Here is a 16,250-nt window from a genome sequence, read left to right as displayed (position 1 = left end):
CGATCTCAGGGAAGACATGACCCAGCATCTCGCTGCCCCTGCAGCCCCCGCCTCCGGCACCCACACGGACTGGTGGCGCGGCGCGGTGATCTACCAGGTCTATCCGCGCAGCTTCGCCGACGGCAACGGTGACGGAATGGGTGACCTGGACGGCATCCGTGCCCGCCTGCCCTACCTCAGGGACCTGGGCGTCGACGCCGTCTGGCTCAGCCCCTTCTACTCGTCGCCGCAGGCCGACGCCGGATACGACGTGGCCGACTACCGCGCCATCGACCCGATGTTCGGCAGCCTCCTCGACGCCGACGCCCTGCTGCGGGACGCCCACGACCTGGGCCTGCGCATCATCGTCGACCTGGTGCCCAACCACTCGTCCGACCGGCACGACTGGTTCCGGCGCGCGCTGCGCGAGGGCGCCGGATCGCCCCTGCGCGAGCGCTACCACTTCCGGCCCGGCAAAGGCGAGAACGGCGAACTCCCGCCCAACGACTGGGAGTCCGTCTTCGGCGGCCCGGCCTGGACCCGGACGCCGGACGGCGAGTGGTACCTCCACCTCTTCGCCCCCGAGCAGCCCGACTTCAACTGGGAACACCCGGCCGTCCACGACGAGTTCCGCTCGATCCTGCGCTTCTGGCTCGACATGGGCGTCGACGGCTTCCGCGTCGACGTCGCCCATGGCCTGGTGAAGGCAGAGGGACTGCCCGACATCGGCCGCAGCGACCAGCTCAAGCTGCTCGGCAACGACGCCATGCCCTTCTTCGACCAGGACGGCGTGCACGAGATCTACCGCAGCTGGCGGAAGGTCCTCACCGAGTACGCGGGTGAGCGGATCCTGGTCGCCGAGGCGTGGACCCCCACCGTCGAGCGGGCAGCGGCCTACGTTCGTCCGGACGAGATGCATCAGGCCTTCAACTTCCAGTACCTGGGCACCCATTGGGATTCCGTGGAGCTGCGCGAGGTCATCGACGTGTCGCTGGCCGCGATGCGGCCCGTCGGCGCCCCGGCCACCTGGGTGCTCTCCAACCACGACGTCACCCGGCACGCCACGCGGTTCGCCAACCCGCCGGGGCTCGGCACCCAGTTGCGCACCGCCGGCGACCGCGAGCTCGGCCTGCGGCGCGCCCGCGCGGCGTCGCTCCTGATGCTGGCACTGCCCGGCTCCGCGTACGTCTACCAGGGCGAGGAGCTGGGCCTGCCGGACGTCACCGAGCTGCCCGACGAGGTGCGCCAGGATCCGTCGTTCGTCCGCGCGAGCGGCCAGGACGGGTTCCGTGACGGCTGCCGGGTGCCGATCCCGTGGACCACCGAAGGCTCCAGTCACGGATTCGGCGCGGGCGGCAGCTGGCTCCCGCAGCCCTCCGGCTGGGGCGAGCTCAGTGTCGAGGCGCAGACCGGCGATCCCACCTCCACCCTGGAGCTGTACCGCCGCGCGCTCGCCGTGCGCCGGGAGCAGCCGGGGCTCGGCGCGGGCGACTCGCTGGAGTGGCTCGACGCTCCCGAGGGAGTGCTCGCCTTCCGCCGCGAGGGCTTCGTATGCACGGCGAACACCACGGGCTCGGCGGTGCGGATCCCGGCCCCCGGCCGGATCCTGCTCGCCAACGCCGAGGTGGAGACGGTGGACGGCAAGGTCGAACTGCCCGCCGACACCACAGTCTGGTGGGCGGTGTGACCCTCTCCCCGCCGCGGTCCGCCGACCGGGGAGACGGGGGAGACCGGGGAGACCGGGGCACCCCGCGGCTCGCGGACATCGCGGCCCAGTCCGGGGTCAGCGAGGCCACCGCGAGCCGGGTGCTCAACGGCAAGCCGGGGGTGGCCGCGGGCACCCGGCGCCGGGTGCTCGCCGCCCTGGACGTCCTTGGCTACGAGCGGCCGACGCGGCTCAAGCCGCGCAGCGCCGGCCTGGTCGGCCTGGTCATCCCCGAGCTCAGCAACCCGATCTTCCCCGCCTTCGCACAGGTCGTCGAACAGGTCCTGTCCGGGCACGGCTACACGCCGATGCTGTGCACCCAGATGCCGGACGGGGCGAGCGAGGACGAGCTGGTCGAGCAGTTGGAGGAGCGGCGGGTCAGCGGCATCGTCTTCCTCTCCGGACTGCACGCCGACACCACCGCCGATCCCACCCGCTATCTCGAACTGGCGGCCCGTGGCGTGCCGTTCGTCCTGATCAACGGCTACAACGAACACATCCCGGTGTCCTTCGTCTCGCCCGACGACCGTGCGGCAGCGCGGATGGCGGTACGTCACCTCGTCGACCTCGGCCACCAGCGGATCGGCCTGGCCATCGGCCCGACCCGCTACGTCCCCTCGCTGCGCAAGGCGGAGGGGTTCACGGCGGCGCTGCACGCACTGCTCGGCCTGGAACAGGGGGAGGCCGAACAGCTCGTGCAGCGCACGCTGTTCACGGTCGAGGGCGGACACGCGGCGGCCAGCACCCTGCTCGACCAGGGGTGCACGGCGATGGTCTGCGGCAGCGACATGATGGCCCTCGGCGCCGTCCGGGCGGTGCGCGAGCGCGGCCTCTCGGTGCCCGGCGACGTCTCCGTGGTCGGCTTCGACGACTCGCCCCTGATCGCCTTCACGGACCCGCCGCTCACCACGGTGCGCCAGCCGGTGCAGGCGATGGCGAGCGCCGCGGTGGGCGCCCTGGTGGAGGAGCTGCACGGAAACCCGGTGCAGCACACGGAGTTCGTCTTCCAGCCGGAGCTGGTGGTGCGCGGCTCCACGGCGCAGGCGCGGCGCTGAGGGGGAGACTCCGGCCCTGAGGGGGGGAGACTCTGGCCCGGAGGGGGAGGCTTCGGCCCGAACGGCCGGGCGCGTGGGGCCCGTTGTGCGGGACCCCCGGCCGTCCGGACCGGAGTTGTGGTTGAACGTAGCATCGCCGCAATGTCTTGCGAAAGCTTTTGCGGCGCGTGAACTCCCGGGATTCCGCATCTGACGCGAGAGTGTGCGCGGAGGGTTGACCGGGGTTCTTGAGGGTCGTACGGTCTCGACCGAAAACGGCGTTGAAATGTTTCTGCAACATCCTTCAACGGCCTTACGGGCACGGCGCGTTGCCGGACAAGGTCACACCTCACTCATGCAGTCACACCTCACTCATGCAGGAGGCCCTCATGGCCGGCCGAAAGTCCAGAGTCCGCAGACCCGTCCGCAGGACCGTCGCCGCCTCCCTCGCCCTGGTGGCGGGCGCCGCGGGCAGCATCGTCGCCGGAGCCCCGCAGGCGCAGGCCGCACCGCCCGGCGGCAAGGACGTCACCGCCGTGCTCTTCGAGTGGAAATTCGACTCGGTGGCCAAGGCGTGCACGCGGCAACTGGGCCCCGACGGCTACGGCGCCGTACAGGTCTCCCCGCCCCAGGAGCGCATCCAGGGCGAGGCGTGGTGGGCCGCCTACCAGCCCGTGAGCTACAAGATCGGCTCCCGGCTCGGCGACCGGAACGCGTTCAAGAACATGGTCGACACCTGCCACGCCGCCGGGGTGAAGGTCGTCGCCGACGCGGTGATCAACCACATGACGAACGCCTCCGGCACCGGCTCGGCAGGCTCCGCCTTCACCAAGTACGACTACCCGGGCACGTACTCGGGCGCCGACATGGACAACTGCCGCTCCGACATCAGCAACTACCAGGACCGCTGGCACGTCCAGAACTGTGAACTGGGCGGACTCGCCGACCTCGACACCGGTGAGGAGTACGTGCGGGGGCGAGTCGCCGCCTACCTGAACGATCTGCTGTCCCTGGGCGTCGACGGCTTCCGCGTCGACGCGGCCAAGCACATCCCCCTGGACGACCTGAAGAACATCAAGTCCCGGCTCAGCAACCCCGGCGTCTACTTGAAGCAGGAGACGATCTACGGGGCGGGCGAGGCGGTCTCTCCGAGCGAGTACACCGCCACCGGCGACGCCCAGGAGTTCCGCTACGGCTGGGACCTCAAGCGCGTCTTCAACAACGAGAAGCTCGCCTACCTGAAGAACTTCGGCGAGGGCTGGGGCTACATGCCGAGCAACTCGTCCGCCGTCTTCGTCGCCAACCACGACACCGAGCGGCACGGCCAGACCCTCAACTACAAGGACGGCGCGAACTACACCCTGGCGCACGTCTTCATGCTGGCTCTGCCCTACGGCTCCCCGGACGTGCACTCCGGCTACGAGTTCAGCAGCAATGACGCCGGGTCACCCAACGGCGGCCAGATGAACGCCTGTTACAGCGACGGCTGGAAGTGCCAGCACGCCTGGCCCGAGATCAGGAGCATGGTCAAGTTCCGCAACACAGCCCGCGGGACCGGCATGACCAACTGGTGGGACAACGGCAACGACGCCATCGCGTTCGGCCGCGGCGACAAGGCGTACGTCGTCATCAACCACGAGGGCTCATCGGTCGACCGGACTTTCCAGACGTCCCTCGCCGGCGGCAGCTACTGCGACATCCAGGGCGGCAGGAGCGTCACCGTCAACGGCTCGGGCCAGTTCACGGCCACCGTGGCGCCGAACACCGCCCTTGCCCTGCATACCGGGGCCAGGAGCTGTTGATGGCCGCCGGCCACCGCTGATCGCCCCACATGACCCGGCCGCCCGGCCTCCGCTTCCCCGCCGCCGGGCGGCCGCGCTCCCGTACCCGCACACCCGTATCGGCTCGTCCACACCCCACCACCCGCAAGGAGAAGCACCCTTGACCGGCTCCCCCCGCCGCACCCTGGTGACCACGGCCCTCGCCCTGCTCGCCGCGGTCGCGCCCCTGACGCCCTCGGCGACCGCCGCGCCCCAAGCGCCGGCCGCCGCCGACGCGCCCGCCGCGCTCGACCTCTCCAAGTCCCGCGCGCAGTGGATCGCCAAGAACACCCTCGCCTGGGACGTCCAAGGCGCTGCCGCCTCACAGGAGTTGGTGTACGCCCGCGACGGGCAGCTGACCGTCCAGGACGGCGAACTCGTCGGCGAGGGGCAGCGGATCCGCCTCGCCCCGTCCGATGGCGGCCTCACCGAAGCCCAGCGCAAGAAGTACCCGCACCTGAAGAACTACGCCGCGTTCACCGTCGACCCGCGTGATCGCGACCGGGTCCGCCACGCGCTCACCGGCCAGCTCGTCGCCACCCGCAGCAGCGCCGACGGCACCCTGCTCACCGCCACCGGCGTCCAGACCCAGGGCATCCTCGACGACCTCTACGGCGCCACCGCCACGAAGGCCGCCCTCGGCCCACGGTTCCGCGACGGCCGCCCCACGCTCGCCCTGTGGGCTCCCACCGCACAGTCCGTCAGCCTCGAACTCGACGGCAAGCGGGTGGCGATGCGGCGCGACGACGCCAGCGGCGTGTGGTCCGTCGCCGGAGCGAGGAGCTGGTCGGGCAAGCAGTACCGGTACGTCGTGAAGGTGTGGGCGCCCAGCGTCCAGAAGGTCGTCACCAACAAGGTCACCGACCCCTACTCCACGGCGCTCACCGCCGACTCGAAGCGCAGCATCGCCGTCGACCTGGCCGACCCGAAGCTCGCTCCCAAAGGCTGGGAACAGCTGAGGAAGCCGAAGGCTACGCCGCTGCGCGACGCCCAGATCCAGGAACTGCACATCCGCGACTTCTCCGTCGAGGACCGCACGGCACGCCACCCCGGCAAGTACCTCGCCTTCACCGACACGAAGTCCGACGGCATGAAGCACCTGCGCAAGCTGGCCGAGGCAGGAACGTCGTACGTCCATCTGCTGCCCGCGTTCGACATCGGCACGATCCCCGAGCGCGCCGCCGACCAGGCCGAGCCCGACTGCGACCTGAAGGCACCCGCCCCGGACTCCGAGGAGCAGCAGGCCTGCGTCACCAAGACCGCCGCCAAGGACGCGTACAACTGGGGCTATGACCCGCTGCACTACACGGTGCCGGAGGGCAGCTACGCGAGTGACCCGTCCGGGACCCGCCGCACGGTCGAGTTCCGGCAGATGGTCCAGGGGCTCAACGGCTCCGGACTGCGCACCGTGATGGATGTCGTCTACAACCACACGGTCGCGGCCGGACAGGCCGACAAGTCCGTCCTCGACAAGATCGTGCCCGGCTACTACCAGCGGCTGCTGGAGGACGGCACGGTGGCCACCTCCACCTGCTGCGCCAACACCGCGCCCGAGAACGCCATGATGGGCAGACTCGTGGTCGACTCACTGGTCACCTGGGCCAAGGAGTACAAGGTCGACGGCTTCCGTTTCGACCTGATGGGACACCACCCCAAGGCCAACATCCTGGCTGTCCGCAAGGCCCTTGACGCGCTGACCCTCAAGAAGGACGGCGTCGACGGGAAGAAGATCGTCCTCTACGGAGAGGGCTGGAACTTCGGAGAGATCGCCGACGACGCCCGCTTCGTCCAGGCCACCCAGAAGAACATGGCGGGCACGGGCATCGCCACGTTCTCCGACCGCGGCCGTGACGCGGTGCGCGGCGGCGGCCCCTTCGACGAGGACCCCGGCGTCCAGGGCTTCGCCAGCGGCCTGTTCACCGACCCCAACGCCTCGAAGGCGAACGGCTCCCCGGCCGAGCAGAAGGCCAGGCTCCTGCACTACCAGGACCTCCTGAAGGTGGCCCTCACCGGCAACCTCGCCGCGTACACGTTCACCGACTCCGCGGGCCGCAGGGTCAAGGGCTCGCAGGTCGACTACAACGGCGCCCCGGCCGGATACGCGGCGGCCCCCGGCGACGCCCTCTCCTACGCCGACGCCCACGACAACGAATCCCTCTACGACGCCCTCGCCTTCAAGCTGCCCGCCGACACCACGGCCGCCGACCGCGCCCGCATGCAGGTCCTCGCGATGGCGACCGCGACCCTGTCCCAGGGCCCGTCCCTGTCCCAGGCCGGCAGCGACCTGCTGCGCTCGAAGTCCCTGGACCGCAACTCCTACGACAGCGGCGACTGGTTCAACGCCCTGCACTGGAACTGCCGGGACGGCAACGGCTTCGGGCGCGGCCTGCCCCCGGCCGCGGACAACAAGGACAAGTGGTCCTACGGAAAGCCCCTGTTGACGTCCGCTTCCCTGACCCCGGGCTGCGCGGAGATCAACGGAGCCTCGACGGCCTACCAGGACCTGGTGGAACTCCGCGCGACCGAACCGGCGTTCTCCCTGACCACGGCAGGCCAGGTCCAGTCCCGACTCTCCTTCCCCCTCTCGGGCACCTCCGCCGAGACCCCGGGCGTCATCACCATGGAACTCGGAAATCTCGTGGTCGTCTTCAACGCGACCCCCGAGGCACAGAAGCAGCGCGTGACGGCCCTGGAGGACACCGCGTACAGGCTGCACCCGATTCAGGCGAAGGGTGCCGACCAGGTCGTCAAGTCGTCCTCCTACGAGAGGAGTTCTGGCACCTTCAACGTCCCCGCACGGAGCGTCGCCGTCTTCGAGCGAGGCTGAACGAGGGGCCTGACCGGCCACCGGACCCGGACGACGCAACACCCAGTTGTTCAGTCTCGGCGGGCGTTGGAAGCCAGGCGCTCGGCGAACGCCACGACCATGTCGCGTAGTTCGTCCGGGCGCTCGATTCTGAACGGCAGGTCGAGTGAGGCGAGGACCGGGGGGAGCCAGTCGAGGTGTTCCGCCCGGAGTTCGACCCGTAGCCAGGTCTCCGGAGCCCTCGGTTCCGCAATGCTTGCGACGCCGGCCGGGAGGCGGGTGCGGATCTGCTCGGCTGTTCCGTTGATCCGTAGCGTCACCTCATGTCGGTACGGCGCCGCGGCCAGTCCTGACAGGAGGCGTTGGGCCGGGTCTGGGTCTTCGGGGGGTTCGAACGTGCCGGGCTCGGTCCTCACGTCCGTCACACGATCCAGCCGGAAGGTCCGGTCCTCGCCGATCCCGGGATCCGAGCCGATGAGATACCAGCGGCCGGAGTGCGTGACGATCCCGTGCGGGTGCACCGTGCGCCTGCTGCTTCGCCCGTCGCGGTCGGTGTAGCTGATCGACACCGGACGGTGGTGTCGGATGGCGTCGGCGACCGCGAGCAGGACCTCCCCGCCGGGAGCGGCGAACTCTGTGGACGCCTGGGTGAAGGCGAGTGACTCCGTGACCGCGTCGAGCCTGCGGGCGACGTGCGGGGGAAGCGCGCGGCGGACCTTGGCTGCTGCCGTCTCGCTCGCCGTGTCCGCCGCGGTCGCAAGACCCGCCCGGCGGCCTGCGATCAGGCCGAGGAGCACGGCGAGTGCCTCGTCGTCGCTGAGCATGAGGGGAGGCAGGCGGTAGCTGGGAGCGAGGCGGTAGCCGCCGTATCGGCCGCGCACTGCTTCCACGGGCACATCGAGGTCGTTCAGGTGCTCCACGTACCGCCGCACGGTGCGTCGGTCGACGCCGAGCCGGTCGGCGAGTTCGGCGAGGGTGCGGATGCCGCCGGACTGCAGCAGCTCCAGGAGAGTCAGCACGCGGCTGGTGGGTCGGGACACGTCAGGAGTCTACGGCTGATGAGGGTTGATAGTGGACGGTTTCTGTCCACTATTGTCTCTACGCTGAGGAGCGCATCGGCAAGCAGCACCGCAACCGCACCTCCAGGGAGCACACCATGGACTTCGTCTCGATCCGCATCATCACCGGCGACGTCGAGCGCCTCGCCTCGTTCTACGAGAAGGTCACCGGGACCCGGGCGACCCGGTACACGGAGGACTTCGCCGAGCTGCGGACGGGCGGCTCCACGCTCGCCATCGGCAGCACCCGCACCGTCCCGCTGTTCGCGCCGGGATCATCCCGTCCGGCCGACAACCACTCCGTGATCCTCGAGTTCCTGGTGGACGACGTGGACCGCGTGCACCAGAACCTGACCGGCTTCATCACCGACTTCGTCAACGAACCCACCACCATGCCCTGGGGCAATCGGTCCCTGCTCTTCCGGGACCCCGACGGCAACCTCGTCAACTTCTTCACCCCGGTCACTCCGGCCGCCAGGGGAGAAGTTCGCGGCGTAGGCGGGGTCGGTCTTCATGCGGGGACGAGGCGGTAGGAGCCGCCATCGGCGATCACGTGGCCGGCGGTGGGCGGCGGGAAGTGGCTGCCCATCAGCAGCGTCCGGGTGCCGGAGAGCGAACCGAGAAGCTCCCGGCGGGTCCTGGCCGCGGCTGCCGGGTCGATGTCCACGCAGCTGCCCAGGTCGGGGTGGACCAGCTGGACGGGGTGGTGGATGCAGTCACCGGTGATGAGCGCGCTCTCGCCGTGGCCGCTCAGTTCCACCGCCACCTGGCCCGGCGTGTGGCCCGGGGTGGGGCGCAGGCGGACACCCGGCGCAATGTCGGCGCCCTGCAGAGGTACGTCGACGAGGTCGAGGAGCCCGGCGTCGTTGATGGGGTGCACGGAGTCCCGGAACATCTGGCGGCGGGCCTCGTCCATGTCGGCGTCGGCCCAGTAGTCCCATTCCGCGCGGCTCGTGAGGTAGCGGGCGTTGGGGAAGGTGGGCACCCAACTGTCCCCGTCCGCGCGGGTGTTCCAGCCGACGTGGTCGGTGTGCAGGTGGGTGAGGACGACCAGGTCCACCGTCTCGGGCGCGAAGTCGGCCTCAGTCAGCCGCCTCAGGTAGTCGGTGTTCAGGTTGTCCCATGCCGGGTTGGCCCGCTGTTTCCCATTGCCGATGCCGGTGTCGACGAGCACGCGCAGCCCGTTGACGTCGATCGCGAAACTGTGGCTCGCCAGTCGTAGGACGCGGTTTTCGTCCACGAAGTCCGGTCGCAGCCAAGGGACTTGGGTCACCACCGCCGGGGTGGCCCCGGGTAGCAGCCACGGCCCTGTCTCTGGCGGTAGGTGCACCTCGTCGATCCGGCGGACGGTGAAGTCTCCCACGGTCCAGGCCGGGGTGTCGGGGTAGTGGGCGGCGCCGTGCGCGGTGGTGGGCATGGGTGAGGCTCCCTTGTTCGACGCGGCTTGCGGTGGGTGCTTCGCGCGGCTAGCGGCTAAAAGCAATCTGTTTGCGTTAAGCCACCGTAGGGCCTATCGTCCCACTAACGCAAACCGTTTGCTTTTGAGTGCGGCCGTGGCGATCCACCGCCCGGCGCAGCGCGACGAGCCGAGCCGAGAGGGCCCCGCATGGACACCGCCGAACTCACCCCGCAGGAGGCCGCCCGAGGGGCGCTCCGTGCGGGCCTTCCGCTGGCGAGCGACCGCCACCAGCGGGTGGCGTCGACCGCCGACCACATCCACTCCGTCATCGCCACGCTGCGCGAACTGGACTTCGGGGACACGCCGCCCGCGATCTCGTACACGGCCGGACCGGAGGACGTCGATGCAGCCGTTTGAGCTGTCCCTGGCCGACGCCGCCCGCGCCGTGGCCGCGCGGGAACTGTCACCGGTCGAGCTGACCGATTCGGTCCTTGACCGCATCGGAGCAGTCGAAGCACGTCTTCAGGCCTACGTCACCGTGGCCGCGGACTCCGCCCGGAGGGCCGCGGCCACGGCCGAGCGCGAGATCGCCGGGGGCCGGTCGCGCGGACCGCTGCACGGAATCCCCATGGGCCTGAAGGACCTGATCGACGTCAAGGGCATGCCCACCACGGCGAGCTCCCGCGTACGGGCGGACCATGTCGCCGAAGGCGACAGCGCCGTCGCGGCCCGCCTGGCCGCGGCCGGTGCGGTGCTGCTCGGAAAGACCCACACCCACGAGTTCGCCTACGGACTGACCACCCCGCAGACACGCAACGCGTGGGACCAGGGCCGCGTGGCCGGTGGGTCGAGCGGAGGCTCGGCCGTCGCCGTCGCGGCGGGAGAGGCCACCTTCGCGTTGGGCACGGACACCGGCGGATCGATCCGCGTGCCTGCGGCGCTCAACGGCGTGGTCGGCCTCAAGCCGACGTACGGCCTGATACCTCGCAGCGGTGTGACGTCCCTGTCCTGGTCCCTGGACCACGTGGGCCCCCTGACCCGCACGGTCCAGGACGCCGAGCTGGTCCTCGCCGCGCTGGCGGCGCCGGACCGGCGCGACTCGGCTGCCGGCGCCGCCGATCCGGTCGACCGGGTCTCCCTGGAGGCCGGTGACCTGTCCGGGCTGCGGGTGGGCGTGCCGCGCAACTACTACTTCGAGCGGATCAGCCCCGATGTCGAAGAGAGTGTGCGGCGGGCCATCGCCCGGCTCCAGGAGCTGGGCGCCGAACTCGTCGAGGTCGAGATCCCGCTGGCCCGCTACATCCAGGCCGTCCAGTGGGGGCTGATGGTCCCCGAGGCGTCCTCGTACCACGAGCGGACGCTCCGCTCGGCGCCCGACCTGTACTCGCCGGACGTCCGCATCCTGTTGGAGGCGGGTGAGTTGGTGTCCGCCGGTGACTACCTCCGGGCCCAGCGCGCGAGGGCGCTGATGCGCGAGGCCTGGCGGCAGATGCTAGGCCAGGTCGATGTGATCGCGGCCCCGGCGGTTCCTATGACGGCAGCCGAGTCCGGTCAGGACAGCGTGCGGTGGGCGGACGGCACGGTGGAGGCCGTGTCCGACAGTTATGTCCGGCTCTCCGCACCGGCCAACATCACGGGGGTGCCGGCGCTGACGATGCCCGTCGGCCGGGACCGCGCGGGCCTGCCGATCGGCATGCAACTGATGGGGCGCCCTCGCGACGAAGCGACCGTGCTGGGGGTCGGGCGTGCCTACGAGGTTGCCGGAGCCGGAGCCGGAGCCGGAGCCGGTGTCGGTCCCGGAGCGGGGCGGCTCGCTCCGGTCACGGCCTGAGCGGGTGCGGCGGGCGCGGCCGGCCGTGGCCGTGGAACCTCCTAGAAGCAACGACTTTGCGTTAAGGCGTTAGGGTGGAGCCATGAGTCCCAAGCCCATGGTTCGGCCCGGAGGGCGCAGCGCCCGCGTCCAGGAGTCAGTCCACGCGGCAGTCCGTGAGCTGCAGGCCGAGCTGGGACGCGAGGCGCTGACCGTCCCGCTCATCGCCGCTCGCGCGGGAGTGACGCCGTCGACCGTCTACCGGCGGTGGGGGGACCTGCAGGAGCTCTTGTCCGACGTCGCGGTCGAACACCTGCGCCCCGAAACGCCGCCGGCCGACCTCGGCACCCTGCGTGCGGACCTCGGCGCGTGGGCCAAGCAGTTCCTCGACGAGATGGCATCCCCGCCCGGTCGCGCGTACATCAGGGACGCCCTCCTCGGAGACCCGGAGGGCAGCAACGCCGGCCAGTGCTCCGCCTATGCCGCGGACCAGATCGACATCGTCCTGGCCCGTGCGTCGGAGCGGGGCGAGGCCGCCCCGGACACCGAGCGGATCATCGACGAGGTCGTGGCCCCGATGATGTACCGCATCCTCTTCCGCCCCGGCCGGCTGGACGCCGCCTACGCGCGCGCACTCGTGCGGCACGCCCTGACGAAGTCCTGATCCGACGGCACCGGAAACGCAGATCCGGCGACAGGAACAGTCCGGAACGGATCGTCTTCGCGCACTCTCGATCGCCACGAGAGACGACTGTGTCAGTTAACTGTCGCTTTCTGCTGCGAAGCCTGGTCGTGTGGTACGGACCGCTAGCGTGTGGCCCGAAGTCGTTCCCGTCGGGCCCTCGGCCCCGGAGGTGAGAGATGGCAGATGCCGGCTCGGCGTCGGTCGGTACGATCCCGGTCCAGCACCTCAGGGCGGGGGACCACGCTTTCGTCAGTTACGCCGACGACGACGCGGGCCGCGACGTGGTATCCGCTTTTGCGTGGGCGGGGCTCGTGAAGCGCGAGAAGGTGATGGTCTTCGCCGCTCCGCAGATGGACGAAGACATGGTGTGGGGCCGTCTTGACGCGCCGGGCGCCCTGCTGGGAGCCGCTCGGGAGCGGGGACAGCTGGTGCTCGGCAGTATGCGTGCCCTCATCCACCCCCAGCGCGCGTTCACCCCTGACCGGCAGTGGGAGCGCATCACGGAGGAGACCGACAAGGCCCTGGCCGAGGGCTACAGCGGGTTGCGTACGTACATCGACATGCACTGGGTGGGGGATCTGGGCGCCGATGTCGAGGTGATGATGCACCGCGAGTCCCACGCCCAGCATCTGTTCAGCGACCGCCCCTACACCGAGATCTGTGCCTATGACGGCCGCTGGTTCAACCCTGGCGTCCTGTCGGCCATGCACGAGGCGCATCCCTGCCGACTGCTGCCCCGGCTGGGAGACCTGCACGTGGAACAGGCGGATGACGTCGTGCAGTTGACCGGTGAGGCCGACATCGCCACTCGGGAGCAATTCATCGGCGCCGTGCGCGAGGCACTTCGGCGCAGGGGGAGTTCCCGGACGCTGACCGTGGACCTGTCCGGCCTCGTCTTTCTCGGCGTCGCCTGTGCGGTGGACCTGCTACGGCTTGTTCTGGAGCATCCGCACGGCCCGGTCCGGGTCCACTGCCCACCGACACCGGCCCGCGTACTGCGCCGGGTAGGCGCCGGCCAGGTGCCCCACCTCGTGATCAGTGAGGTGGGTCGCTGATGTCGACCACGCCAGGGCCCCGCGAGGTCCCTCCCGTCACCCTGCTGGAATCCCGCTTCACCCAGGACGACCTGCCCCGGCTGCGGATGCTCGTCGAACAGTACGCGGGCCACCAAGGCCTGACCGAGCCACGGCGCAGCGAGTTCATCGTGGCCATGGACGCCGTGGCGGTCAACGCGGTAGAGCACGCGGGCGGTGGTGGCACGCTGGTCCTGCAGCGCAGCAACGGCCATCTGGCCTGCCACATCCACGACTTGGGGCCCGGCTTCAGCGCCGACGTCATCCCCGAGTTCGCCCCCGGTCTCGACGGCCACGACGGCGGGCGGGGACTGTGGCTCGCCGGCCTGCTCACCGACGAGCTCACGATCTCCCCGGGCCCCGACGGAACGAAGGTGACCCTCACCGTACGGCTGCCCCAGTAGCGGGGCGCCCCGGCGGGTCACCCGGCTCACCAGCCGTGGCGGGGGCGGCACGGTCGACCTAGCCTGGACGGAAGGTCCCGTTATGGGCCCATTTCCGTGCGCCGGAAGGTTGACAGTCTTGAGCGCGTCCAACGAGGAGCAGGAGCGGCTGAAGCCCGGAGCCGGGCCTGCTGTGGGGCGCGGCGAGGAGCCCAGCGTGGGGCCCGTCCCCATCGGCGATCCGGAGTTCCGTCCGTACCACCATCCGGCCGCAGGCTGGGGCGCCGCCAAGAGCGTGACCCAATTCCTCGTACGTGAGGGAGCATTGGTCGACGGGCCCCGGGCGATCATGCGTATGAACCACGAGAAGCGGGGCTTCGACTGCCCGGGATGCGCCTGGCCTGACGACACCAAGGGACTGCACCTCGACATCTGCGAGAACGGGATCAAGCACGTCACCTGGGAATTGACCCGCAAGCGCGTCGGGCGGGAGTTCTTCGCCGCGCACTCGGTGACCGAGCTGTCCGGCTGGAGCGACTACGACCTGGAGAACCAGGGCCGGTTGACGGAACCGATGGTCTACGACCCCGGGTCGGACCACTACGTACCGATCAGCTGGAAGGAAGCCTTCGACGTGGTCGGCGACGCGCTGCGCGGTCTCGACGGCCCGGACCAGGCAGCGTTCTACACCTCGGGCCGCCTCGGCAACGAAGCCACGTTCCTCTATCAGCTGATGGCCCGCGAACTGGGCACGAACAACCTGCCGGACTGCTCCAACATGTGCCACGAGGCCAGCGGCCGTGCGCTCACGGCGTCACTGGGCACCGGCAAGGGAACCGTCGACCTCAAGGACTGGGAAGCCACCGACGCCCTGTTCATCCTGGGCGTCAACGCGGCCTCCAACGCGCCCCGAATGCTCACGGCCCTCGCCGAGGCCCACGACCGCGGCGCTCGGATCGTCCACATCAACCCGCTGGTCGAGGCCGCCGCCACCCGCACCATCGTCCCGCACGACTTCACGGACATGGCGCTCAACAAGGCCACGCGGACCAGCACCCTGAACCTGCAGCCGCGCATCGGCGGCGACATGGCGCTCCTGCGCGGCATCGCGAAGGCGATCCTGGAGCAGGCCCCGACCGACCCGAAGGCGCTGGACCGGGAGTTCATCGACCGGCACACCACCGGCTTCGACGAGTACCGCGCCCTGTGCGAGGCCTCGCCATGGGACGAGATCGAGAGCCAGTCCGGGGTCGGCCGCACCGAGGTCCTCCAAGCGGCCCGCGTGTACCGCGACGCCGACCGCAGCATCGTCAGCTGGTGCCTGGGCGTCACCCAGCACGAGCACGGCGTCGATACGGTCCGCGAGATCGTCAACCTGCTGCTTCTGCGCGGAAACCTGGGGCGGGAAGGCGCCGGGCCCTCCCCGGTACGCGGGCACAGCAACGTCCAGGGCAACCGCACCTGTGGCATCGACCACCGCCCCACCGAGGAGTTCCTGAGCCGCCTGGCCGAGGTCTGCGACATCGCCCCGCCCCGCGAGCACGGCCTCGACACCGTTGCCACCATCAAGGCGATGCACCGGGGCGAGGTGAAGGTGTTCGTCGGCATGGGCGGCAACTTCGCGCTCGCGGCGCCCGACACCCCGTACACCCACGAGGCGTTGCGCACCTGCGACCTGACCGTCCAGGTGAGCACCAAGCTGAACCGCAGCCATCTCGTCCACGGCAGCCTGGCCCTGATCCTGCCGTGCCTGGGCCGCACCGAGAAGGACCATCAGCGCAAGGGCGTCCAGAGCACGTCCGTCGAGGACTCGATGAGCATGGTGCACCTGTCCATCGGCATGAAGCGCCCCGCCTCACCCCACCTGCTGTCCGAACCCGCGATCGTCGCCGGCATGGCCAGGGCGGCCCTGCCCGACAGCGCCACCCCCTGGGAGTGGTACATCGAGGACTACGACCGCATCCGCGACACCATGGCCCAGGCTCTCGACGGCTTCGAGGACTTCAACCGCCGGGTCCGGCTGCCCCTCGGCTTCCGCATCAAGCAGCCCGCCCGCGAACTGGTCTTCCTCACCCCCTCCGGGCGCGCCGAGTTCTCCGCCGCGGCCCTGCCGGACGTCGTTCCCGCCCCCGGCACGCTCGCCCTGGGCACCATGCGGTCGCACGACCAGTGGAACACCACCATCTACTCGGACAACGACCGCTACCGAGGCATCAAGAACCTGCGCACGCTCGTCTTCATGAACCGGGACGACATGCGCGAGCGCGGCATCGCCGCATCCGCTCCCGTCGACATCACCAGCACCGCCAAGGACGGCAGCCGACGCCACCTCGACGGCTTCCTCGCCATCCCGTACGACATCCCCCGGGGGTGCGCGGCCGGCTACATGCCCGAGATGAACGTGCTGTGCGCGCTCGGCGACTTCAGCACACAGAGCGACCAGCCGATCATGAAACACGTCAAGGTCACGATCACCGCTACCCGTTGATCACGGCGCG

The 16,250-nt window shown here is 70.2% G+C and carries 12 protein-coding genes and 1 pseudogene; 11 read left to right on the top strand and 2 right to left on the bottom strand.

From position 1 onward, the window contains the following. The first annotated feature begins 16 nt into the window (after nucleotides 1-16). The 4 genes and pseudogenes from AC5P1C_RS22255 to pulA all read left to right on the top strand — a co-directional run bounded on the left by AC5P1C_RS22255 (nucleotide 17) and on the right by pulA (nucleotide 7,365). Entirely contained in the window at nucleotides 17-1,666 is a 1,650-nt protein-coding gene (locus tag AC5P1C_RS22255) for a glycoside hydrolase family 13 protein (RefSeq protein WP_493867647.1), read from the top strand. Next, nucleotides 1,651-2,739, top strand: coding sequence for a LacI family DNA-binding transcriptional regulator (locus tag AC5P1C_RS22250; RefSeq protein WP_493867681.1), 1,089 nt, complete (start codon nucleotides 1,651-1,653; stop codon nucleotides 2,737-2,739). The genes AC5P1C_RS22255 and AC5P1C_RS22250 overlap by 16 nt, the downstream gene beginning before the upstream one ends. Before the next feature lie 368 nt (nucleotides 2,740-3,107). After that, nucleotides 3,108-4,517: pseudogene (locus AC5P1C_RS22245) on the top strand (alpha-amylase); the annotation flags it as partial. Nucleotides 4,518-4,659: 142 nt separating this feature from the next. Beyond that, a complete protein-coding gene (gene pulA / locus AC5P1C_RS22240) occupies nucleotides 4,660-7,365 on the top strand; it encodes a pullulanase-type alpha-1,6-glucosidase (RefSeq protein WP_493867646.1) in 2,706 nt (901 codons plus the stop codon). 50 nt (nucleotides 7,366-7,415) lie between these two features. Here the strand turns inward: pulA and AC5P1C_RS22235 are convergent, their stop codons facing one another. Beyond that, complete coding sequence (locus tag AC5P1C_RS22235; protein WP_493867645.1) at nucleotides 7,416-8,384, bottom strand: helix-turn-helix transcriptional regulator; 969 nt, start codon at nucleotides 8,382-8,384, stop codon at nucleotides 7,416-7,418. A 116-nt stretch (nucleotides 8,385-8,500) separates the two neighbouring features. Between AC5P1C_RS22235 and AC5P1C_RS22230 the strand changes: the two genes are divergently transcribed. Then, entirely contained in the window at nucleotides 8,501-8,935 is a 435-nt protein-coding gene (locus AC5P1C_RS22230; protein WP_493867644.1) for a VOC family protein, read from the top strand. Here AC5P1C_RS22230 and AC5P1C_RS22225 read toward each other — a convergent pair. After that, nucleotides 8,914-9,819, bottom strand: a complete 906-nt coding sequence (locus tag AC5P1C_RS22225; RefSeq protein ID WP_493867643.1) for an MBL fold metallo-hydrolase — start codon at nucleotides 9,817-9,819, stop codon at nucleotides 8,914-8,916. The genes AC5P1C_RS22230 and AC5P1C_RS22225 overlap by 22 nt on opposite strands. 189 nt (nucleotides 9,820-10,008) lie before the next feature. Here AC5P1C_RS22225 and AC5P1C_RS22220 point away from each other — a divergent pair, with 189 nt between their 5' ends. The 6 genes from AC5P1C_RS22220 (at nucleotide 10,009) to AC5P1C_RS22195 (ending at nucleotide 16,240) form a co-directional block, all read left to right on the top strand. After that, entirely contained in the window at nucleotides 10,009-10,218 is a 210-nt protein-coding gene (locus AC5P1C_RS22220; protein ID WP_493867642.1) for a hypothetical protein, read from the top strand. Beyond that, entirely contained in the window at nucleotides 10,205-11,632 is a 1,428-nt protein-coding gene (locus tag AC5P1C_RS22215) for an amidase (RefSeq protein ID WP_493867641.1), read from the top strand. Before AC5P1C_RS22220 ends, AC5P1C_RS22215 begins: the two co-directional genes overlap by 14 nt. Before the next feature lie 82 nt (nucleotides 11,633-11,714). Further along, the gene (locus AC5P1C_RS22210) at nucleotides 11,715-12,275 is read left to right on the top strand and encodes a TetR/AcrR family transcriptional regulator (protein ID WP_493867640.1); all 561 of its coding nucleotides are present in this window, start codon (nucleotides 11,715-11,717) and stop codon (nucleotides 12,273-12,275) included. 197 nt (nucleotides 12,276-12,472) lie between these two features. After that, the gene (locus tag AC5P1C_RS22205; protein ID WP_493867639.1) at nucleotides 12,473-13,351 is read left to right on the top strand and encodes an MEDS domain-containing protein; all 879 of its coding nucleotides are present in this window, start codon (nucleotides 12,473-12,475) and stop codon (nucleotides 13,349-13,351) included. Further along, nucleotides 13,351-13,773: an ATP-binding protein gene (locus tag AC5P1C_RS22200; RefSeq protein WP_493867638.1), complete on the top strand. Its 423-nt coding sequence runs from the start codon at nucleotides 13,351-13,353 to the stop codon at nucleotides 13,771-13,773. The genes AC5P1C_RS22205 and AC5P1C_RS22200 overlap by 1 nt, the downstream gene beginning before the upstream one ends. Before the next feature lie 172 nt (nucleotides 13,774-13,945). Beyond that, nucleotides 13,946-16,240, top strand: coding sequence for an FdhF/YdeP family oxidoreductase (locus tag AC5P1C_RS22195; RefSeq protein ID WP_493867680.1), 2,295 nt, complete (start codon nucleotides 13,946-13,948; stop codon nucleotides 16,238-16,240). Nucleotides 16,241-16,250 lie beyond the last annotated feature (10 nt).

The organism is Streptomyces sp. A18, assembly GCF_059026065.1.
Note: the sequence above shows the minus strand (reverse complement) of the source record. Positions and strands in the feature narration are given on the sequence as shown.